Below are 21118 nucleotides of genomic sequence, written 5' to 3'. Positions count from 1 at the left end.
AAGGACTTCTAAGATGACGACTAAAGACCTCATTCCCAACGGCGCCTGGCCGGTCATGCTGACCCCGTTCAACACCGATCGCTCCATCGATTGGGCCGGTGTGGACGCCCTCGTCGACTATTACGCAACCGCCAAAGTCGCGGGCATTTTCACCGTCTGCCTCTCGAGCGAAATCTACCAGATGAGCCCGGAAGAACGGGTGGAGCTGGCGACCCGCGTCGTCAAACGTGCCGATGGCCGCGTGCCGGTGATCGCCTCCGCCGTCGCCGGCTCGGCCCCCACCGAACAGGCCGATGCCGTCAAGGCCATTGCCGATACCGGTGTCACCGCCGTTGTGCTGCTGCCCTGCCTCATCGCCGATGAAGGCGAGAGCAATGCGGTCTGGCGTGGCCGCGTCGAGCAGGTTCTGGCCCAGACCGGCAATATCCCGCTGGGCTTCTACGAATGCCCGCGCCCCTATAAGCGCGGCGTTTCGCCCGACGATCTGGGCTGGGCCGCCAGCACCGGCCGCGTGCTCTTCCACAAGGATACCTGCCACAATCTCGATCTGATGCAGCAGAAGCTCGCCGCCATAGCCGGCACGGGCCTCAAATTCTTCAACACCCAGATGGGCACGCTGATCGATACGCTCGAAGCGGGCGGGCACGGCTTTTCCAGCTATGCCGCCAATCTCTATCCCGAGCTGGTGCAATGGGTGTCGGTCAATTTCGATAAAGACCGCGCCACCGCCCTCAAGGTCCAGCAATTGCTGGCCATTGCCGAGCACTCGATCAATTCGAAATACCCCGCTTCGGCCAAATATTTCGTCAGCCAGAATGCCGGCGTCGATATCGCCACCACTTGCCGCTCCATCTATGACAGCATGAGCCGGCACGACCAGCTCCCGCTTCTCGCGCTCATTGATTACGTCAAGAGCCTGGACCTGCCGGTCGATATCGTCTCGATGAGGGCGTCCTGATGGCCTCCGTTACGCTCAGCGGCCTCAAGAAAAGCTTTGGCGGCGTCACCGTCATCCATGGGCTCGATCTGGCCATTGCCGACGGCGCCTTCGTCGCCCTGGTGGGGCCCTCCGGCTGCGGCAAGTCCACCCTGCTGCGTATGATTGCCGGGCTTGAGGAAGTCAGCGAAGGCGAAATCGCCTTCGATGGCGCGGCCGTCGATCACCTCAGCCCCCGCGACCGCAATATCGCGATGGTCTTCCAGTCCTACGCGCTCTACCCGCACATGACTGTGGCGCAGAACATGGCCTTCAACCTCAAAATCGCCGGCGTCCCTGCCGCCGAACGCGAAAAGCGGGTAGCCGAAGCCGCGCGGCTGCTCGAAATCACCGAACTGCTGCAACGCCGCCCGGCCCAGCTTTCCGGCGGCCAGCGCCAGCGCGTCGCCATGGGCCGCGCCGTGGTCCGCGATCCTGCGGTGTTCCTCTTCGATGAACCGCTCTCCAACCTCGATGCCAAGCTACGCGTGCAGATGCGCACCGAGATCAAGGGCCTCCACGCCAAGATCAAGCGCACCTCCATCTATGTGACCCACGACCAGGTCGAGGCCATGACGCTGGCCGATACCGTCGTCGTGCTCAACAAGGGCCGCATCGAGCAGGCCGGCGCGCCCATGGACCTTTATCGCACCCCCGCCAATCTCTTCGTTGCCGGCTTCATCGGCTCGCCGGCCATGAATTTCATCACCGCCGAAATCGTTGCGGGGGCAGGGGGCCCCGAAGCCCGCTTGCCCAATGGCGACACGCTCAAGCTCGATCCTGCCGCTGCTGTATCCCCCGGCGATCAGGTCACCCTGGGCCTGCGCCCGGAAAACTTCATCCCCGGCAATGGCGACAACCCGCTGCACGGCACCGTCCGCCTCGTCGAACGCACCGGCGCGCAGACGCATCTGGTTGTGGACATGGCCGGCGGGGACCTGACGGCCATCATCGATGGCGGTATCGATATCGAGCCGGGCATGGCCTTCACTGCCTCGGTCGCGCCTGCCCTGATCCACGTTTTCGACCCGGCCACCGGCGCCCGCCGCTGAACTGAACCCTATTCCAGACTGGATATTCCATGACTTACAGCGCCGCTTCCGGCCGTTACGAAACCATGCATTATCGCCATGCCGGCCGCTTGGGGCTCAAGCTTCCCGCCATCAGCCTGGGCCTCTGGCAGAATTTCGGCGGCACGCGCGACTATCCCTCCGCCTTCGAAATTCTGGGCGCCGCCTTCGATGCCGGCATCACCCACTTCGATCTCGCCAACAATTACGGTCCCCCTCCCGGTTCGGCCGAGGAACTGTTCGGCCAGGTCATGGCTCGCGACTTCCGCCCCTATCGCGATGAAATCCTGGTCTCCACCAAGGCCGGCTATCACATGTGGGAAGGCCCCTATGGCGAATGGGGGAGCCGGAAGAACCTCATCGCCAGTTGCGATCAGAGCCTCAAACGCCTCGGCCTCGACTATGTCGATATCTTCTATTCCCACCGCTTCGATCCCAATACCCCGCTCGAGGAAACCATGGGCGCGCTCGCCCATCTCGTCGCCCAGGGCAAGGCGCTCTATGTCGGCATTTCCAATTATCCGGTCGAGGAAACCCGCCAGGCCCACGCCATCCTCAAGGCGCTCGGCGTCCCCTGCGTGCTGCATCAGCCCAGCTATTCCATGCTCAACCGCTGGATCGAGAACGACAGCACCATCGATGCCTGCGGCGAGCTGGGCATCGGCATGATCGCCTTTTCGCCCCTCGCCCAGGGCATCCTTTCCGGCAAATACAATACCGGCGACACCGAAGGCGCTCGCGGCACCTCCAACAATCCCTTCCTCAAGGCCGCCAATATCCGCCCCGAAACCCTCGAGGCAGTCGGCAAGCTCGCCACCATCGCCAAGGCTCGCGGCCAGACCCTGCCGCAACTGGCGCTGGCCTGGGTGCTGCGCCGCAAGGAAATGACCTCGGCGCTGATCGGCGTGCGTACTCTGGCCCAGCTGCACGACAATCTCGGCGCCCTCCACAACCTCGATTTCTCCCCCGAGGAACTGGCCGCTATCGATGCGGCGACGGCTCCCGGCATGATGGATGGCAAGCCGCGCTGGAAGTGATTGCCCCAGGCGCCCTGTTGTGGGGCGCCATTTTCACTTCCAGGAGTGGACGCGACCGATCTGGAATGGCAGAAAGCTATTCCCACCTGGCGCGATGGCTTGCGCCGTCTCGTCACATCAAGAGCAATCGGGTCGCAAAGCTGCCCACTGGGAGAAATGTCTATGACCGGGAACGGTTTTCTTGTCCTTGTCGTCCTGGTCATATTGGCCGCTGGTGCCTTTTGGTTCCTGCGCCGGCGCGGCAGCGGCATCAACCTGCCCGCCGCCATGGGCACCAATCCGACCATTCCTGCTGCCGTGTCGCAGGGCAGTTTTCCCACGCTGAAAACCCCGCTCGCCATGGGCTGGCAGCCTGGCCAGCAGCCAGGCGTGGCCAAAGGCCTCAAGGTCACCGCCTTTGCCACCAAGCTGGTCCACCCCCGCTGGATTTACGTGCTGCCCAATGGCGACGTGCTGATCGCCGAATCCGCCTCCCTGCCGCAAAAGATCAAGGGCGTGGTCGACTGGTTCCGCAATCGCGTCATGCGCCGGGTCGGTGCGCTTGAAATCAACGCCAACCGCATCACGCTGCTGCGCGATGCCGATGGCGATGGCGTGCCCGAAACCCGCGAGATCTTTCTTGAGGGGCTGAGCCAGCCTTTCGGCATGGCCCTGGTCGGCGACACCTTCTATGTCGGCAACACCGATGGCGTCGTCGCCTTTCCCTATGTGGCCGGCGAAACCCGCATCACCGCGCCGGGCCGCAAGCTGCTTGATCTCAAGCCCGGCGGCCACTGGACGCGGAGCCTCCTCGCCAGCCCCGATGGTACCAAGCTGTTCATCGGTGTCGGCTCGATGAGCAACATTGCCGAGAACGGCATGGCGGAAGAACAGGACCGGGCCGCGATCCACGAGCTGGACCTCGTCACCGGCAAAAGCCGCATCTTCGCCTCGGGTCTGCGCAATCCGGTGGGTCTGGCCTTCGAGCCCACCACTGGCGCATTGCATACCGTGGTCAATGAACGCGATGGCATTGGTGATGAAACCCCGCCCGATTACCTGACCTCGGTCAAGGATGGCGGCTTTTATGGCTGGCCCTATTGCTATTGGGGCCAGACCATCGATGACCGCGTGCCACAGGATGCGGCCCTGGTCGCCACCGCGCTCCAGCCCGATTATGCCCTGGGCGGCCACACCGCCTCCCTGGGCCTCTGCTGGGTTCCCGCCGGCACCTTGCCGGGCATTCCCGAAGGCATGGCCGTGGGCCAGCATGGCTCTTGGAACCGTAGCATCCTGAGCGGCTACAAGGTCATCCTCGTGCCCTTCGTCGATGGCCGCCCCACCGGCGCTCCGGTTGAGCTGCTCAGCGGCTTCCTCGCCCCCGACGAAAAGACCTCCTACGGTCGCCCCGTCGGCGTCACCCTGGCCGCCGATGGCAGCCTGCTGGTCGCAGATGACGTCGGCGACGTCATCTGGCGCGTGACCGGCGCCTGAAGGGCAGGGGGAAACCCCTGCAGCGACCACTCACAATCGCCTCCCTCGGACTCGCCCCGAGGGGTGGCACGCGCAGGCGGTGAATGATCCTCGGGTCAAGCCCGGGGAAAGCGATGGTGGTGACCAGCCAGTGCCCACCATCCACGCCTGAACCCCCATTCCACCCGCGGTGTCATTCCCGCGCAGGCGGGAATCCATTCTTCCTCACCAGGCCCTCCCCATTCCCGATGTCATCCCGGCGCAGGCCGGGATCCATGCTGAAGGCCATCCCCGCAATCCAGTACCAGGATTCCGGCCTGCACCAGACATTGTGGTTGATTGCGCGTTCCGCGGCACCATCCGATCCAGCCATCGAAACACTGCCCCTCGCCCACCCACCGTCGCCTCCCTCGGGCTCGACCCGAGGGCCTCTCTCAACCCGGCACAGGCGGTGAATGATCCTCGGGTCAAGCCCGGGGGAAGCGATGGTGCTGACCAGCCAATGTGCCCACCATCCACACCTGAACCCCATTCCACTCACGGTGTCATTCCCGCGCAGGCGGGAATCCATTCTTCCCCACCAAGCTCTCCTCACCACGATCGCCTCCCTCGGGCTCGACCCGAGGGCCTTTCTCAACCCGGCGCAATCGCCCGTCGTGCAGCGGTTCCGCACCCCCTCCGGCCCACCGCGCCGAACCCGGCAGGTTTCGGACATTTTTGTGACGCAAATTATTTTTTGCTTGCGAAGCCAAATTAACATGCCTGCGCCGCACGTCGGAAAAACATGAGTGATCAAAACTCGAATATCAAATGTGATATCGTTAGTTGATAGAGCAAGAAACGGTCTGCTGTTTTTGCTTTATACTGCGAAGTATTGGCAAATTTGACACAGGGAGACTGTCTCCCTATGGTCCGGCCATCACATAAATCCAGGAGACGACCTGATGATATTGAAATCCGGTGGCATTGCCGCCGCGATCGTGCTTGCCTTTTTGTCTGCGGCCAGCATCCCCGCCATCGCCCAGGATAGCTCAGAATCCGCCTGCGGCACCGGCCGCACCATCGATATAGCCGAGATGACCTGGCCCTCCGCGGCCGCCTTGGCCCACATTCACGCCAAAATTCTCGAAGCCGGTTTTGATTGCGATGTCGCCATCGTCACTGGCGATACGGTCCCCACCACCAGCTCCATGGTGACGCGCGGCTCGCCCGCCATCGCGCCCGAGCTATGGACCAGCACCGTGCAGGACCAGTGGGATGGCGCTCTGGCCGATGGCTCGGTGGTCAAACTCGGCGAAGCCATCACCGATGGCACGATCGAGGGTTGGTTCATCCCGCGCTACACGCAGGAAGCCCATCCCGAGATCGTCAGCGCCGAGACCGCGATTGCCAATCCCTCCGTCTTCCCCGACCCCGAGGAGTCCAGCCAGGGCCGTCTCTATTCCTGCCCGCCGGGCTGGGGCTGTGAGCTGGCGACGACTGCCCTGTTCGACGCCTATGACATGGATGGCGCCTGGAACCTGTTCTCGCCCGGTTCGGGCGGCGCACTGGATGCCTCCATCGCCCGTGCTTTCACGCGCGAAGAGCCGATCCTGTTTTACTACTGGGGTCCCACGGCAATTCTCGGCAAGTTCGACGCCGTCGCGCTCGACATGGGCGAGAGCAAGCCAGAGGTCTATGCCTGCAACACCGATCCCAATTGCAACGAGCCGGCCGGCATCACCGCCTATCCGTCTTCGCCGGCAATCGTGGGCGCGGCTGCCTGGATTGGTGAAGAAGCGCCCAATGTGGCCGAGTACTTCTCCAAGGTTGGCCTGACCAACGCCGAAATCAGCGAATTGCTGGTCTATGGCGACGAGAACCAGGCCGATGCAGCGGCTACCGCAGAGAATTTCCTCAAGACCAAGGAAGATCTCTGGAGCAGCTGGGTCCCGCCCGAAGTGGCCGAAAAGGTCAAGGCGAGCCTCTAATCCTATCGTTGCCTCACAGCGATGAACCGAGCGGCCGGATTGCGATCCGGCCGTTTTCCGCGTGATCCCCAAGCGTGCCTCTCCGGCGCCCTTCGGGATCGTGCTGAACAAATTTGCCCCTTTCGGGCCAGAAGAAAGTGACAAACCTTGTTTCCGCAACTGATTGATACCCGGCCCTTGCGCCGCGCCATCGATGATGGCCTCAACTGGGTCGTGCGCAATTGGGGCGATGGCTTCGAAACCGCCGCCTATCCCTTGCTCATGCTGCTCAAGGCCATCGAAGACCTGCTGATTGCCACGCCCTGGTGGCTGATTGTCGGTCTGCTGACTGCCATTGCCTGGCTCGCCTCGCGCCGCTGGCAATTGCCGCTTATCGTCCTGGTTTCTCTGCTGTTTATCGGCGTCATGGAGCTTTGGAACGATGCCATGACCACCATGGCCCTCATGCTCGCCGCCACCATCACCGCTATCGTAATCTCCATTCCGGTGGGCGTATCCATGTCGCGTTCCCCGCGCGTGCGGCAGGTCATCACCCCGGTATTGGATCTGATGCAGACGCTGCCCAGCTTCGTCTATCTCATCCCCACCGTGATGATTTTCGGCCCCGGCAAGATTCCGGCGCTGATCGCCACCATCGTCTATGCCGCCCCGCCCCTGGTGCGGCTGACCGATCTGGGCCTGCGCTCGGTCGATCCGGCGGTGATGGAAGCCAGCCGCGCTTTCGGTACCAATCCGAGGCAGCGTCTGTTCGGCGTGCAGATTCCGCTGGCACTCCCCACGATCCTGGCCGGCATCAACCAGACCACCATGATGGCGCTATCCATGGTTGTCATCGCTTCGATGATCGGGGCAGGGGGGCTTGGCTATCAGGTGCTGCAGGGCATTGGCCGGCTTGAGGTCAGCCGCGGTCTCTTTGCCGGCCTGGGCATTGTCGCCCTCGCCATCGTCTTCGATCGCATCACCCAATCTTTCGGCAAACAGCTTCAGGGCCGCATCGGCCTGGCGGAGGCCCGGTAAATGAACGCCATGACATCTATTTCGCAAAGCGACACCGCGACCGATCTCGCCATTGCCATGCGCGGGGTCACCAAGATCTTCGGCAGCGACCCCCAGGCTGCTTTGGCCCTGCTGAAAGCCGGCAAGTCCAAAGCCGAGGTGCAGGCCGAGACCAATCATGTCGTCGGACTGGACAATGTCTCGCTCGATATCGAGCGTGGCCAGATTTTTGTGGTCATGGGCCTGTCCGGTTCGGGCAAGTCCACGCTCATTCGCCATGTGAACCGCCTGATTGAACCAACTGCTGGCGAAATCGTCGTGGAGGGTAACAGTGTGCTAACATTGAGCCACGATGCGCTACGCAATTACCGCCGTACCAAAGTGGCCATGGTGTTCCAGAAATTCGGCCTGCTGCCGCATCGCTCGGTTATCGACAACGTCGCCTATGGCCTGGAAGTCCGGGGCGTTGGCCGCAAGGAGCGGCTGGCCGAGGCCACCAAATGGATCGAGATTGTCGGGCTCTCCGGCTACGAAAACAGCCGTCCCCGCCAGCTCTCCGGCGGCCAGCAACAACGCGTCGGCCTGGCCCGCGCACTGGCCATGGATACCGATATCATATTGATGGATGAGGCTTTTTCCGCGCTCGACCCGCTGATCCGCTCGGGCATGCAGGACCAGTTGATCGAGCTGCAAAAGAGCCTCAACAAGACGATCCTGTTCATCACCCACGACTTCGACGAGGCCCTCAAGATCGGCAATCGCATTGCCGTTCTCAAAGACGGCGCCGTGCAACAGGTTGGAAAACCTGAAGAAATCGTGCTCAAGCCCGCCAACACCCATATCGAGGAATTCGTGCGCGAGGTGAACAAGGCCCGCGCCATCCATGTCCGCTCGATCATGACCAAAGGCCCCGGCGAACCCTGCTCCATCCTGGTCTCGGAAGATGCGCGGTGCGAAGAGGTCCTGCCGCTGTTTGCCGAACATGAATGGGTCGGGGTCAAGGACGAAAACGGGGCTCAGATCGGCAGTGTCACCGCCAAGCAGGTCATCAAGGCGCTGGCCCGGCATAGCCCTTCCTGACACGAGGCCGCAATGATGGCCGGGTTCTGAGCGCATTAAGAATGCCCTGCGGCGGGTCGTTTGATCCGTCGCAGGCATAAAGATGACAAATGCACTCGACTTTGTTGCCGAAAACGGGCAATGGGTGACCAAGCGGCAGCGCAGGATGCTGCCGCCGAAGTCGAGAGGGTCCCATGCCGCACAATTCCGAAAAGCAAGATCCCGCCTTTGCCGCCATCCGCGCGGCGCTGATGGCATCCTATTCCGGCACGCTGGCATCGACTCGTCTGTCTCCGCTCGATGCGCTGGAATATCTGGCGGCCGCGATCGGTTCGATCTACCGCGAAGTGGCCGACGCCCATCTCGATCCCGATGGGTGCCCCTGCGGGTGGGAACCTTGCGATGTGCTCGATATAGTTGCGCTACAGCAGGCAATCGCGGCAAATGCCTCTATTGCCGATGAGGCGGACCCGTTCGACTTGCGCACATTGGCGCCGGCCGGCCACGGCTGAACCGCCGGACTGAATTGAACTGATCTATGCTGGCTCGCTTTTTCTCCTACTATGCCCCCTATAAGGGGTTGTTCGCACTGGATTTCGGCTGCGCCATCGTCGCCGGCCTGCTCGAACTGGCCTTCCCCATGGCGGTGGCCTATTTCATCGACCAATTGCTGCCCCGCTCCGAATTCGGCTTCATCCTGATTGCCGGGGCCGCGCTGCTGGCCATCTATGTTTTCAATGCCGTGCTCATGGGCGTGGTCAATTATTTCGGCCATATGCTTGGAATCAGCATCGAAACCGATATGCGCCGCCAGGTGTTCGACCACCTGCAAAAGCTCAGCTTCCGCTTCTTCGACAACAACAAGACCGGCCACCTGATCACGCATGTGACCAAGGACCTCGAAGATGTGGGCGAGGTGGCCCATCACGGCCCGGAAGACGTATTTATCGCCGTCATGACCTTCATTGGCGCCTTCGCCCTGATGTTCACGGTCAACTGGAAGCTGGCGCTGATCACGACGCTGATCGTGCCGGTCATGACCTGGCTGGTAAGCCGTTATGGCGCCAAGATGACCCAGAACTGGCGGACGTTGTTCCGGCAGGTCGGCGAATTCAATACCCGCATCGAGGACTCGATTGGCGGTATTCGCGTGGTCAAGGCCTTCGCCAATGAACCGCACGAGGCCAATCTCTTCGCTGGCAACAACAACAACTACCGCAAGACCAAATTGCAGGCCTATGCCTACATGACGGCCAGCATCACCATCACCTATCTCAGCACGCGGCTGGTGCAGCTTGTCGTCATGCTGGTCGGCGCCTGGCTCGTGGTGCAAGGTGATTTGAGCAATGGCGGCTTTGTCAGCTTCCTGCTGCTGGTCAATGTGTTCATGCGCCCGGTCGACAAGATCACCGGCGTGTTGGAAAGCTATCCCAAGGGCATTGCCGGCTTCCGCCGCTTCACGACGCTCATCGACACCGAACCCGATATTGCCGACCGGCCCAATGCCAAGACCGTGCGTCATTTGAAGGGCGATATTGTCTTTGCCGATGCCGGATTTTCCTATGAGGAAGGCCGCATGGTGCTCAGCGGGCTCAACCTCACGATCAAGGCGGGCGAAACCGTCGCCGTGGTCGGCCCTTCCGGCGCGGGAAAGACGACGCTTTGTTCGCTCCTGCCACGCTTCTATGAGCTGGACAGCGGCTCGATCAGCATCGATGGCACCGATATCCGCGATATGACGCAGGCATCGCTGCGCAGCCAGATCGGCATCGTGCAGCAGGACGTGTTCCTCTTTGGCGGCACGATCCGCGAGAACATCGCCTATGGGCAATTGGGGGCCTCGGACGAGGCGATCATGGCGGCGGCCCGCAATGCCCGCTTCGACAAGGTGATCGAAAAGCTCTCCGATGGGCTCGATACGGTGGTCGGTGAGCGCGGCGTCAAGCTTTCGGGCGGCCAGAAGCAGCGTGTCGCCATCGCACGGATTTTCCTCAAGAACCCGCCGATTCTGATTCTGGATGAGGCGACCTCCGCCCTAGATACGGCAACGGAAGTGGCGATCCAGCAATCCCTGGCCGAATTGTCCAAGGGACGCACAACGCTGGTGATCGCGCACCGCCTGGCAACGATCCAGCATGCCGATCGGATCGTGGTGATGGACGAGACCGGCATTGTCGAGCAGGGCGGGCATAAGGAACTTCTCGAGCGGCAGGGCGCCTATGCGCGGCTGCACAATGCGCAGTTCGGGTTTCTGCCGACGGAATAAGAGGCCGGGCCGTGATGCCGTCCCGGAGGATTGTGGGACGGCGGGATTGGAGTACCCCCTCCTAGCCTCCCCTGATAGGGGGAGGGATCTCTCCACTCTTGGGGCTGGATCGAGTTTTACCACCAGACTATCCCTCCCCTATCAGGGGGAGGCTAGGAGGGGGTACTCCGATGTCGTTTGCATCGACGTAGTTAGGTCAGTTCAAGCCTTGCTGGGAATGCGGGCAATGACCTTGATTTCAAAGTCAAACCCGGCCAGCCAGTTGACGCCAAGCGCAGTCCAGTTCGGGTAGGGCGTCTGCGCAAATATCTCGTTTTTGATCGCCGTGATGGTCTCGAACTGGGTTTCCGGATCGGTGTGAAAGGTGGTTACGTCCACGATATCGTCGAAGGTGCAGCCCGCCGCGGCCAACGTGGCCTCGAGGTTGGCGAAGGCAAGCCGGACCTGGGCGGCGAAATCGGGTTCCGGGGTACCGTCTTCACGGCTGCCCACCTGGCCCGAAACAAACAGAAGATCGCCTGAACGGATCGCTGCGGAATAGCCGTGAGCCTCGTAAAGCGCGTGGCGCTTTGCCGGGAAGATGGCGGTGCGCTGGGTCATGTCTAGGACCTTTCTATTTTTTCTTGCCCGCCGGACAGCCGACGGAGCCTCGCAACGGCGTAAGCTCAGATACGCCGCGTATGCGTAGGTAGTGCATACGCGGCGTATGTCAAATAAAATACGCTGCGTATGTGAGGCTGCCTGATCTGCTCACCCATCGAAACAGAGGTCCCGGCATATGTTGGAGCGGTGGCGTGGCAGGGAAATTGGCCGCCGAATTGGGCTGCCAAAGCCAAATATTAAAGAAATATCAATGGCCAAAACGCCCATGACTCCGGGCGATAGCGCACCTATGCACCTGGCGGCTGGCGGCTACGCGGCGGCACTGCCCTAAACCTGCCCCAAACATTACTGATATCACGAGAACGCGAGCGGCAATGGCCGTCAACGGATCGTTAACGGTTCACGCGTGCAGCCGGGAGCCATGCTCTCATTGCATGGCGCCTATGCGTCAACTTTTCCGTCTATCCGGCGTTCGAAATTAGCCGGAAACCATGCGAATACAACACCGAACGGGTAGTCTTTTTTGAAGCGTCACACCAATAGCTTGCCGAATCGCCGCGACGTCCTCTTCGGGATCGGCGCGCTCGCCCTGTTGTCGACCACGGCACTCAGCACGAAATCCTTCGCGCAGGCTGAATTGCCGGACGAATTCGCTTTCGATTTCGACTCCTTCAGCGCCCGCATGAAGGATCAGGCGGCAACGCCCTATAAGGCAGTGACCTACGAATTGCCCGAAGGGCTGAAGGGGCTCGACTATGACGCCCATATGCGCATCCAGTTCCGGCCCGACCACGGCGTGTGGGCCGCAGATAAGCTGGGCTATCAGGTGCAGGCCTTCCATATGGGCTGGTTGTTCAAGGAGCCGGTAAAGCTCTACGAACTGGTTGACGGACAGGCCAAGCTCGTGACCTTCACGGCAGCCGATTTCGATTATCATGACGCCGAAACCGAAGCCCGCGTGGCCACCGTGGGCGAGTTCCCCGGTGTCGCAGGCATTCGGCTCAACTATCCGCTCAATATCGCCGACAAGTATGACGAGCTCGCGACATTCCTGGGCGCCAGCTATTTCCGCGCGCTCGGCCGCAACAATGTCTATGGGCAGAGCGCCCGTGGCATCGTGCTCAATTCCTGGCTCGATGTGCCCGAAGAGTTCCCGCGCTTTTCAGAATTTTACGTCGAGAAACCCGCCTCGGCCGACGTGCCGATGACGCTTTACGCCGCCATGGAAGGCCCCAGCGTGACGGGCGCCTATCGTTTCGTGATCTCGCCGCCCCATGGCGAGCAGCAGGAAACCATCATGGAAGTCACGGCGCGCCTCAATTTCCGCAGCGACATCAAGGAATTGGGCGTGGCCCCGCTGACCTCGATGTTCCTGTTCGGCGATGCCAATCGCGGCAGCTTCGACGATTACCGGCCCCAGGTGCATGACACCAATGGCCTGCTGATCGAGCGGGAGACCGGGGAAATCATGTGGCGTGCGCTCAACAACGCGACGACGCTGGGCAATTCCTATCTCTGGGAGAGCAATCCCAAGGCCTATGGCCTCTATCAGCGCGGCCGGGACTTTGAAACCTATCAGGATGCCGGCGCCCATTACGAGCGCCGCCCTTCGCTGCGCGTGGAGCCCACCAATAATTGGGGGCAGGGCCATGTGCGGTTGATCGAAATTCCCGCCCGCTTCGAAGCGGATGACAATATCGGCGCCTTTTGGGTGCCCGAAGCCCCTGTAAAAGCAGGGGATGAACGGGAATTTGGTTATCGTCTTGTCTGGGGTGACCTTAATCCCGACAAGAATTCCAGTTTGGCTTATGTGGCCGAGACGCGTGCAGGGCAGGGTGGTGTATCCGGGGTGGAGAACGCCGCCAACCTGCGCAAATTCGTCGTCGACTTTGTCGGCGGTGAATTGTCGGGCCTTTCAGCTGAAACGCCGCCAGATGTGGTGGCAACGGTCGCGGGTGGCGTAGCGCAACATACTGCGCTCTCGCGCATTGATGCCAATGGTGCCTGGCGTCTGGTCTTCGATGTGGAGACCGACGGCACGCCATTGGAACTGAGGGCCTATCTGGTGGGGCTAGGCCGTCAACTTACTGAAACCTGGCTCTATCAGTGGAGACCCACGGCATGAAGCACTCTAGCGACTTCCCCTATGCCATCGCCCTACCCGATGCACCCCTCGCAATGCCCAAGCAGCGGCTTGAGCGGCAGAAGTCCATCATGGACGTCCTGCGTGACGCCTTTCTGGTCTTGTCCTGGCGCTGACGCGCCAGCCCGTTTGTCTGCAATTCTTACTGATTGAGACCAATGACCCGGCCGAACTTGATACGGTCCCTGACGCTGCTTGTAGCCGTCGCGCTCAGCGCAGCCGGGGGATACCTCTTTCTCCGCTTTACCGGAGAAGGGGGCCTGACGACGCTCGACGTCGTGCGCGCCATCCTCGTCACCTTCACCAGCTTCTGGCTGGTGTGGGGCGCGGCGGCCGCCGTGCTGGGCGTGTGTGTTCCGGCGCGCCTGCCGGCATTTGATCCCAAGGCCAAGCCCGAGGGGCTGACCGCCATTCTCGTGCCGATCTATAACGAGGACCCCGTCGCGACATTTTCGCGCATCGCCGCGATGAACCGGAGCCTGGTGGCGCTGGACATCGCCGACCGGTTCCATATCGCGGTGCTTTCGGACACGACCGTACTCGAAACGGCGGCCCAGGAAGTGGTGTGGTTCGAGCAGCTGCTGCGTGAGCCGATGAGCACAGGCCGCATCTTTTACCGCCGCCGCGAAAAGAATACCGGCCGCAAGGCCGGCAATATCGAAGATTTCATCGCCCGCTCGGGCGGCGCCTATGATTATGCGCTGATCCTGGATGCGGACAGCCTGATGGAAGGCGACACCATTGGCGAAATGGCACGCCGCATGGACGAGGACGCCAATCTCGGCTTGTTGCAGACCGTGCCGCAGGTGATCAATGCGGCGACGGTATTCGGCCGCTCCATGCAGTTTTCCGCCTGCTATCTGTCGCCCACCTTTGCTCGCGGCGCTTCGCTGATGCAGGGCAATGAAGGCCCCTATTGGGGGCACAATGCCATTGTGCGCGTCTCGGCTTTCGCAGCGTCCTGCGGGCTGCCCGTGCTGTCGGGCAAGCCCCCTTATGGCGGCCATATCCTGAGCCACGACTATGTCGAGGCCGCGCTGCTGTCGCGCGCCGGCTGGACCGTCAAGGTCGATCCAGAACTGGGTGGGTCCTTTGAAGAAGGGCCGGAAAACCTGATCGAATATGCCAAGCGCGACCGTCGCTGGTGCCAGGGCAATTTGCAGCATCGTCGGCTGATCGCGGCGCCGGGCCTCAAATTCTGGAGCCGGTTCACCTTCGTTCAGGGCATCATGGCCTATATGGCTTCGCCCCTGTGGCTGCTGCTGCTGTTTACCAGCGTCATGGCGGCGCTGTTCCCCGACCAGAGCGCGGCCTTTGCCGGGTTCGATGCCGAGCATCCCGTGCCGATCTGGGCGCTGGGGCTGGCCGTGGCGGCGGTGCTCGTCGCGCCCAAGCTGATGATCCTGGTGCGGGGCGCCATCGATGGCCGCAATGCCCGCTTTGGCGGCACCCATGTCGTGCTGCTTTCGATCATCACCGAGATCGCGTTTTCAACCGTGCTGGCACCGGTCATGCTGATGCTGCAGAGCCGGGCGGTGATGCAGGTGCTGCTGGGGCTCGATGGCGGCTGGCCGCCGACGCGCCGCGGGCAGAACTGGATCAGCATTCAGGACGCCTTCCAGGCCAGCTGGTGGATCGTGCTGACCGGCGCTGTGGCGCTGGGCTCCACGGCGATCTTTGCGCCATCGGTGGCTTTGTGGCTGGCTCCCGCCGCCCTGCCGGCCATCTTTGCGCCGGTGCTGATCTCGATGAGCTCGCACCCATCGCACGCCAAGCGGCCGCTCTATTTCCGCACCGATAGCGAAATAGCGCCGACGCCGGTCATGGCTGAACACCAGGCCATCATGGCGAGCTGGACCATCCAGGGTAATCCGAGCGACATCGTGGTCGCCAGGTCGGCCGAACATGTCGCTGCCTGAAGCCGTTCCCTTCCGCGCCGCCGGGCTCCTTGGGCCCAATTGGGTGCGGGCGATCTGGGCGCCCATTGCGGGCGACCAGGCCACGGCGCCGCAGACCGGGCGCGACGAGCGGCTGGACATGTTCCGCGGCATCGCCCTGCTGATGATCTTCATCAACCACGTGCCGGGCACGTTCTATGAAGGGCTGACCAGCCGCAATTTCGGCTTTTCCGATGCGGCCGAAGCCTTCGTCTTCATGTCCGGCATGGCCTCGGGCCTGGCCTATTCCAACCGCTTCCGCACAGGCTCGCTCTGGGCCGGGATCGCCAAGGTCTGGGCGCGGGCGCGCCAGCTTTATTTCGTGCACATCACCATCACCGTGCTGAGTCTGGCCATTTTCGCGGCGGCCGCCAAATGGCTGGGCCTGGGCGAATTGCTGGCCAAGAACAATATCGGCCCGCTGTTCCGCGAACCGCTGGGCACCATGGTCGGCATTCCGCTGCTGACCCATCAGCTGGGATATCTCAATATCCTGCCGCTCTATATGACGTTGCTGCTGGTGACGCCCCTGCTGATCTTTGCGGGTCTCCGTCAGCCTATTCTGGTGGCGGTGGCCTCGCTGACGCTCTGGGTTCTGGCCGGGCACTACCGACTCAACTTCCCCAATTTCCCCAATGAAGGCGGCTGGTTCTTCAACCCCTTCTCCTGGCAGTTGCTCTTTGTCATCGGGCTGCTGTCGGGCGTGGCGATGAAAGTGGGCAAAAGGTTCATTCCCTACCATCCGGCTTTGTTCGGTCTGGGTGCGGCAGTCCTGGTCTTCACCCTGATCTGGATGAAAGTGCCCCCGATCGGCAAGGCGATGAACGGCACCATGGGCTGGCTGGGCAGCATGGGCGCGCCCTTCTACCTGATCTGGTTCGACAAGACCTTCCTCAGCCTGCCGCGGCTGCTGCATGCGCTGGCACTGTTCTATGTGCTGGGGCATCTGCCGGTGATGCGCACGATTGCCCAATCCCGGTTCGCGGCGCCGTTCCGCCTGATGGGTCGGCAGGGATTGGCCGTATTCGCTGCGGGTACGGTGCTCAGCATGGTCTTGCAGGTGGTCAAGGCGCCATTGGCTGCCCATCCGCTCTGGGACGGGCTGCTGCTTGGCGGCGGCCTGCTGTTCCTGGTGGGTCTGGCCTGGGTGCTGACCAAGACAGCGGAAGTGTCGCGGGCGAAGGCGGCTTGAGAGAGTCTTTGTTGGGGGATACCCCCTCCTAACCTCCCCCTGATAGGGGGAGGGACCGTCTTGTGGTTAGAACTCGATCCAGTTCCCAAGAGTGGAGAGATCCCGCCCCCTATCAGGGGGAGGTTAGGAGGGGGTACGGAGAGCCCCAATCCCCCGCTTACAACCCATCCCGCCCGCGAAACCGGCGCTGATAATCGGCATCATAGAGCGCGCTTTCACGGAAGCCCTCCACACCCAATGTCCGCCCGACAAAGATGATGGCCGTGCGCTCGACCGGATCGGCGGCGAACGCAGCCTCGATTGTGCCCAGCGTGCCGGTAATGATCTTTTCATTGGGCCAGCTTGCATGCGCGACAATGGCGACAGGGCAATCCTTGCCGTAAAGCGGGGTCAGCTCGGCCACGACACGATCCAGCGCATGGATAGCCAGGTGGATGGCGAGCGTGGCGCCGCTGGCGCCGAAGGCTGCCAGAGTTTCGTCGGCCGGCATGGGTGAGGCGCGGCCGGATATGCGGGTGAGGACCAGGCTTTGCGCCTCGGCAGGGATGGTGAGCTCCCGGCCGAGCGCGGCGGCAGCGGCGGCGAATGCCGGAACGCCAGGGGTCAGCGTATAGGGAATGTTGAGGCGGTCGAGGCGGCGCATCTGTTCGACGACGGCGCTCCACATGGACAGGTCGCCGGAATGCAGGCGCGCGACGTCATGGCCATTAGTGTGGGCGGTTTTGTATTCGGCTTCGATTTCATCAAGCGAGAGCGGGGCGGTGTCGACGAGACGCGTGCCGGGGGCGCACCAGGCCAGCATTTCGGGCGGCACGATGGAGCCGGCATAGAGGCAGACCGGGCAGCGCGCGAGCAAGTCGCGGCCGCGCACGGTGATGAGATCAGCCGCGCCGGGACCGGCGCCGATGAAGTGGATGGTCATGGGGACACCTGGTTCAGCGCAAGCGGAGAGAACCCCTCACCCTGATTTTCTGCTGAACGCAGAAAATCTGTCCCTCTCCCACAAGGGGCGAGGGAGAGCTCAGTGTTTGGGGCGATCCCCCTGCCTTCCTTCTCCCCTCGTGGGAGAAGGTGCCCCGAAGGGGCGGATGAGGGGGCCTTCATCCCTTCACCCACGCCCATTGCGTGATCGGCATGGCGGGGCGCCAGGCTGTCATGCTGCCAACTGGACTGGGGCGGGCGATGTCGATGCGGGTGAGGCTGCCGCCGAGGTCGGCGTGGCGGGCGAGGAGCACGGCTTCCATTTCGAGCGTTACGGCATTGGCGACGAGGCGCCCGCCGGGGCGGAGGGCTGTTATGGCCGCGTCGAGCACACCGGGGTCGGAGCCGCCGCCGCCGATGAAGATGGCGTGGGGGGATTCGAGGCCGGCGAGGGCCTGGGGGGCGGTGCCTTCTGCCAATTGCAGATCGGGGACGCCGAAATTGGCGGCATTGCTCCTGATGCGTCCGGCCCGCTCCGTATCGGCCTCGATGGCGATGGCTTTCATCGACGGGTCGGCCAGCAGCCATTCCACGGCGATCGAGCCCGAACCGGCGCCGATGTCCCAGAGCAATTCTCCACGCCGGGGGGCGAGAGCCGAAAGGGTGAGGGCGCGGACCTCCCGCTTGGTGATCTGCCCGTCATGCTCGAACAGGGCGTCGTCCAATCCCGGCGTGAGCGGCAGGATGCGGGCGCCGGGCAGAGGGACGACTGTGACCGCGCAGACATTGAGCGGGTCGATGTCATCGAGGCCAAAATTCATCGCGACCTGGGACCGAATGCGCTCACGCGGCCCGCCCAATGCCTCGAGCACGGTGACAATGGAAATGCCGAAGCCGGCCTCGGTCAGCAGTTTTGCCAGCGCCGCGGGGCCATGCTCATCCGAGGTCAGGGCGAGGATGCGGGCGGCGGGATGGAGATGGGGACGGATGAGATCGAGCGGGCGTCCGTGGAGGGACAGGCTCGTCACCTCGGGGATGGACCAGCCCAGCCGCGCCGCCGCAAGGCTGAAAGAGGAGGGGTGCGGATAGACAACCATTTGGTCGGCATTGATATGCCGGGAGAGGGTTGAGCCCACGCCGTAGTGAAACGGATCGCCCGAGGCCAGCACGCAGACTGCACGTCCCCGTTCGGCCAACACCGCCTCGATGGCCGCCGAAAAGGGGCTGGGCCAGGGGCGAGCCTCGCCGGCGATCGCGGCAGATGCCAGCTCGAGATGGCGGGCACCGCCGAAGACGATCTCGGCCCGGGCTATGGCATCGCGGGCCGGTTGGCCGAGGCCGCCAAGCCCGTCCTCGCCAATGCCGACAACCGACAGCCAGCTCATTGCGGGCCTCCGGTGGCGCGCGGCGAATAGACGATCGGAGCCCGGCCCGGCCGCTCGATGATGCGGGTTTCGGGGGAGCCGATAATGACGCAGGTGGCCATATCGGCCTGTTCCGCCTTGGCCTCGGCCAGCGTGACGACGGCAATGGCCTCGTCATTGCGCCCGGCGGCGCGGCCGAAAATCACCGGCGTCGACCAGGGCAATACTTCGCGCAGAATGGCAAAGGCCGTACCCAGCTGCCAGGGGCGCGCCTTGCTGATGGGATTGTAGAGCGCGATGACGAGACCCGCGCCCGCCACTGCCCGCAAGCGCTGCTCGATGACGGTCCAGGGCTTGAGATTGTCCGACAGCGAAATGGCGCAGAAATCGTGGCCCAGCGGCGCGCCAGCCTTGGCGGCCACGGCCAGCATGGCGGTAACGCCGGGAACGATGTCGAGATCGAGATTGCGCCAGGAGGGCGGGCCTTCCTCGATGGCTTCGCAGACCGCGGCCGCCATGGCGAAAACACCGGGATCGCCACCAGAGACGACGCAGACCACATTGCCGGCGGCCGCCGCCTTGAGCGCGGCCTTGGCGCGGCTCAGTTCTTCCCGGTTGTCCGAAGCGATGCGGTGCTGATCGGAGCGCAGCTCAAGCCGGTCGAGATAGGGGCCATAGCCGAAGAACTGCGTGGCGGCGGCAATAGCGGCGTGAGCCTCGGGCGTGGTCTGGGCGGGATTGCCGGGGCCGGTACCGACAATGGTGATGCGGCCGCTCATGGGCGGCTGCTCCAGCCGGGCACCAGCACCAGGGCGAAATAGGGGGCGGCATTGTCGGCCTTGTCGATCAGCTTGACGCTATGGCCATTGGCCATGGTGCCGCGCTCGACATAGACGGCGTCGTCCAGCTTGCCGGCGGTTTCGATGGCGCGGCGGATTTTGGGCAGGTTGCGGCCCACCTTCATGATGACGGCGGCATCGGCTTCGACCAGGCGCCGGCTCAACTCGACCTCGTCCAGTGTGCCGGGCAGCACCGAAAGCACGTCATCGCCCTGCACCAAAGGCAGGCCGGCGCTGGACCAGCAGCCCGACATGGCGGTGATGCCGGGAATGACCTCGGTATCGTAGCGGTGGGCGAGGCGGACATGCAGATGCATATAGGAGCCATAGAACAGCGGATCGCCCTCGCTGAGCACGGCGACATTGCGGCCGGCATCGAGATGGGCGGCGATGCGCTCGGCCGCTTCCGCATAAAAGCCATTGGTCGCCGCCTTATAGTCGGCGTGGCGGCGATCGATCTCGGTGGTCACCGGATAGGCGAGCATTTCCTCGGCCTGGCCAGGGCGGATATGCTCGGCGACGATGGCGCGGGCATTGCTGGCATTGCCGGCCTTGGCGAAATAGGCAACCACATCGGCCGCCGCGATGGCCCGCGCGGCCTTGATCGTGAGCAATTCCGGATCGCCTGGGCCGGTGCCGACGCCAATCAGTTTGCCGCTCATATGCCGGACCTCGCCAAAGCGTTGAGCGCCGCCGATGTCATGGCCGAACCGCCCAGCCGTCCGCGCACGATGGCATAGGGCACGCCATAGGAATTCTCGGCCAGGGCCGCCTTGGATTCAGCGGCACCGACAAAGCCGACGGGCATGCCCAGAATGGCGGCAGGCCTGGGGGCGCCGTCGCGCAGCAATTCGAGCAGGTGGAACAGGGCGGTGGGGGCATTGCCGATGGCAACGACCGACCCGGCAAGGCGGGGGAGCCAGAGCTGGAGCGCAGCGGCCGAACGCGTGGTGCCGAGCTGGGCAGCGAGATCAGGCGTTTGCGGGTCGCGCAGGGTGCAGATGACGTCGTTCTGCGCGGGAAGGCGGGCAGCGGTGACGCCGCGGGCGACCATTTCGGCGTCGCAGAAGATCGGCGCACCCCGGGCCAGGGCAGCACGGGCGGCAACGGCAAAGCCCGGGCCGAATTCGAAATGCTGCGCCGCCTCGACCATGCCCGCGGCATGGATCATGCGGATGGCGATATCGGCCTCGTCGGGCGCGAAAGCCGACAGGTCCGCCTCGGCCCGGATGATGGCGAAGGACTGGGCGTAAATGGCCTCGCCATCCCTGATATAGTCGTAGTCGGTCATGC

Annotated in this window: 19 protein-coding genes; 13 read left to right on the top strand and 6 right to left on the bottom strand. The window is 63.0% G+C overall.

Annotated elements, in window-relative coordinates; translation table 11 throughout:
• Positions 1 to 13: 13 nt before the first annotated feature.
• The 9 genes from QQL79_RS11635 (at position 14) to QQL79_RS11595 (ending at position 10826) form a co-directional block, all read left to right on the top strand.
• The gene (locus tag QQL79_RS11635; protein ID WP_284390979.1) at positions 14 to 958 is read left to right on the top strand and encodes a dihydrodipicolinate synthase family protein; all 945 of its coding nucleotides are present in this window, start codon (positions 14 to 16) and stop codon (positions 956 to 958) included.
• Positions 958 to 2028, top strand: coding sequence for an ABC transporter ATP-binding protein (locus QQL79_RS11630; RefSeq protein ID WP_284390977.1), 1071 nt, complete (start codon positions 958 to 960; stop codon positions 2026 to 2028). Before QQL79_RS11635 ends, QQL79_RS11630 begins: the two co-directional genes overlap by 1 nt.
• Positions 2029 to 2057: 29 nt before the next feature.
• Positions 2058 to 3083 carry an aldo/keto reductase gene (locus QQL79_RS11625; RefSeq protein ID WP_284390975.1) on the top strand — a complete coding sequence of 342 codons (1026 nt, stop codon included), beginning with the start codon at positions 2058 to 2060 and terminating at the stop codon, positions 3081 to 3083.
• Between the two features lie 156 nt (positions 3084 to 3239).
• On the top strand, positions 3240 to 4556 hold the full coding sequence (locus QQL79_RS11620) for a PQQ-dependent sugar dehydrogenase (RefSeq protein ID WP_370461210.1): 1317 nt from the start codon (positions 3240 to 3242) through the stop codon (positions 4554 to 4556).
• A gap of 923 nt (positions 4557 to 5479) precedes the next feature.
• Entirely contained in the window at positions 5480 to 6505 is a 1026-nt protein-coding gene (locus QQL79_RS11615) for a glycine betaine ABC transporter substrate-binding protein (RefSeq protein ID WP_284390971.1), read from the top strand.
• A gap of 147 nt (positions 6506 to 6652) precedes the next feature.
• Positions 6653 to 7522, top strand: coding sequence for an ABC transporter permease (locus QQL79_RS11610; protein ID WP_284390969.1), 870 nt, complete (start codon positions 6653 to 6655; stop codon positions 7520 to 7522).
• Positions 7523 to 8581: a quaternary amine ABC transporter ATP-binding protein gene (locus tag QQL79_RS11605; protein WP_284390967.1), complete on the top strand. Its 1059-nt coding sequence runs from the start codon at positions 7523 to 7525 to the stop codon at positions 8579 to 8581.
• Positions 8582 to 8754: 173 nt separating this feature from the next.
• On the top strand, positions 8755 to 9072 hold the full coding sequence (locus QQL79_RS11600) for a hypothetical protein (protein ID WP_284390965.1): 318 nt from the start codon (positions 8755 to 8757) through the stop codon (positions 9070 to 9072).
• A 26-nt stretch (positions 9073 to 9098) separates the two neighbouring features.
• Positions 9099 to 10826, top strand: a complete 1728-nt coding sequence (locus QQL79_RS11595; RefSeq protein ID WP_284390963.1) for an ABC transporter ATP-binding protein — start codon at positions 9099 to 9101, stop codon at positions 10824 to 10826.
• A 201-nt stretch (positions 10827 to 11027) separates the two neighbouring features.
• Here QQL79_RS11595 and QQL79_RS11590 read toward each other — a convergent pair whose 3' ends face one another.
• A complete protein-coding gene (locus tag QQL79_RS11590; RefSeq protein ID WP_284390961.1) occupies positions 11028 to 11426 on the bottom strand; it encodes a RidA family protein in 399 nt (132 codons plus the stop codon).
• 547 nt (positions 11427 to 11973) lie between these two features.
• Between QQL79_RS11590 and QQL79_RS11585 the strand changes: the two genes are divergently transcribed.
• The 4 genes from QQL79_RS11585 to QQL79_RS11570 are packed head-to-tail and all read left to right on the top strand — an operon-like array spanning position 11974 to position 16701.
• A complete protein-coding gene (locus QQL79_RS11585) occupies positions 11974 to 13554 on the top strand; it encodes an OpgD/OpgG family glucan biosynthesis protein (RefSeq protein WP_284390959.1) in 1581 nt (526 codons plus the stop codon).
• Positions 13551 to 13688 (top strand): hypothetical protein, encoded by a 138-nt coding sequence (locus QQL79_RS11580; protein WP_284390956.1) that lies wholly within the window; start codon positions 13551 to 13553, stop codon positions 13686 to 13688. Before QQL79_RS11585 ends, QQL79_RS11580 begins: the two co-directional genes overlap by 4 nt.
• A 42-nt stretch (positions 13689 to 13730) precedes the next feature.
• Entirely contained in the window at positions 13731 to 15491 is a 1761-nt protein-coding gene (gene mdoH, locus QQL79_RS11575) for a glucans biosynthesis glucosyltransferase MdoH (RefSeq protein WP_284390954.1), read from the top strand.
• Positions 15478 to 16701: an OpgC family protein gene (locus QQL79_RS11570; RefSeq protein ID WP_284390952.1), complete on the top strand. Its 1224-nt coding sequence runs from the start codon at positions 15478 to 15480 to the stop codon at positions 16699 to 16701. The genes mdoH and QQL79_RS11570 overlap by 14 nt, the downstream gene beginning before the upstream one ends.
• 157 nt (positions 16702 to 16858) lie before the next feature.
• Here QQL79_RS11570 and cobM read toward each other — a convergent pair whose 3' ends face one another.
• The 5 genes from cobM to QQL79_RS11545 all read right to left on the bottom strand — a co-directional run bounded on the left by cobM (position 16859) and on the right by QQL79_RS11545 (position 21116).
• Positions 16859 to 17623: a precorrin-4 C(11)-methyltransferase gene (gene cobM, locus QQL79_RS11565; RefSeq protein WP_284390950.1), complete on the bottom strand. Its 765-nt coding sequence runs from the start codon at positions 17621 to 17623 to the stop codon at positions 16859 to 16861.
• 178 nt (positions 17624 to 17801) lie between these two features.
• Positions 17802 to 19007 (bottom strand): precorrin-6y C5,15-methyltransferase (decarboxylating) subunit CbiE, encoded by a 1206-nt coding sequence (gene cbiE, locus QQL79_RS11560; RefSeq protein WP_284390948.1) that lies wholly within the window; start codon positions 19005 to 19007, stop codon positions 17802 to 17804.
• A complete protein-coding gene (locus tag QQL79_RS11555; protein ID WP_284390946.1) occupies positions 19004 to 19765 on the bottom strand; it encodes a precorrin-3B C(17)-methyltransferase in 762 nt (253 codons plus the stop codon). The genes cbiE and QQL79_RS11555 overlap by 4 nt, the downstream gene beginning before the upstream one ends.
• A complete protein-coding gene (locus QQL79_RS11550) occupies positions 19762 to 20487 on the bottom strand; it encodes a precorrin-2 C(20)-methyltransferase (RefSeq protein WP_284390944.1) in 726 nt (241 codons plus the stop codon). The genes QQL79_RS11555 and QQL79_RS11550 overlap by 4 nt, the downstream gene beginning before the upstream one ends.
• A complete protein-coding gene (locus tag QQL79_RS11545; protein ID WP_284390942.1) occupies positions 20484 to 21116 on the bottom strand; it encodes a precorrin-8X methylmutase in 633 nt (210 codons plus the stop codon). Before QQL79_RS11545 ends, QQL79_RS11550 begins: the two co-directional genes overlap by 4 nt.
• Positions 21117 to 21118 lie beyond the last annotated feature (2 nt).

The organism is Devosia yakushimensis (genome assembly GCF_030159855.1).
GTDB classification, from domain to species: Bacteria; Pseudomonadota; Alphaproteobacteria; order Rhizobiales; family Devosiaceae; genus Devosia; species Devosia yakushimensis.
This window is presented reverse-complemented; position numbering and strand designations above follow the sequence as displayed.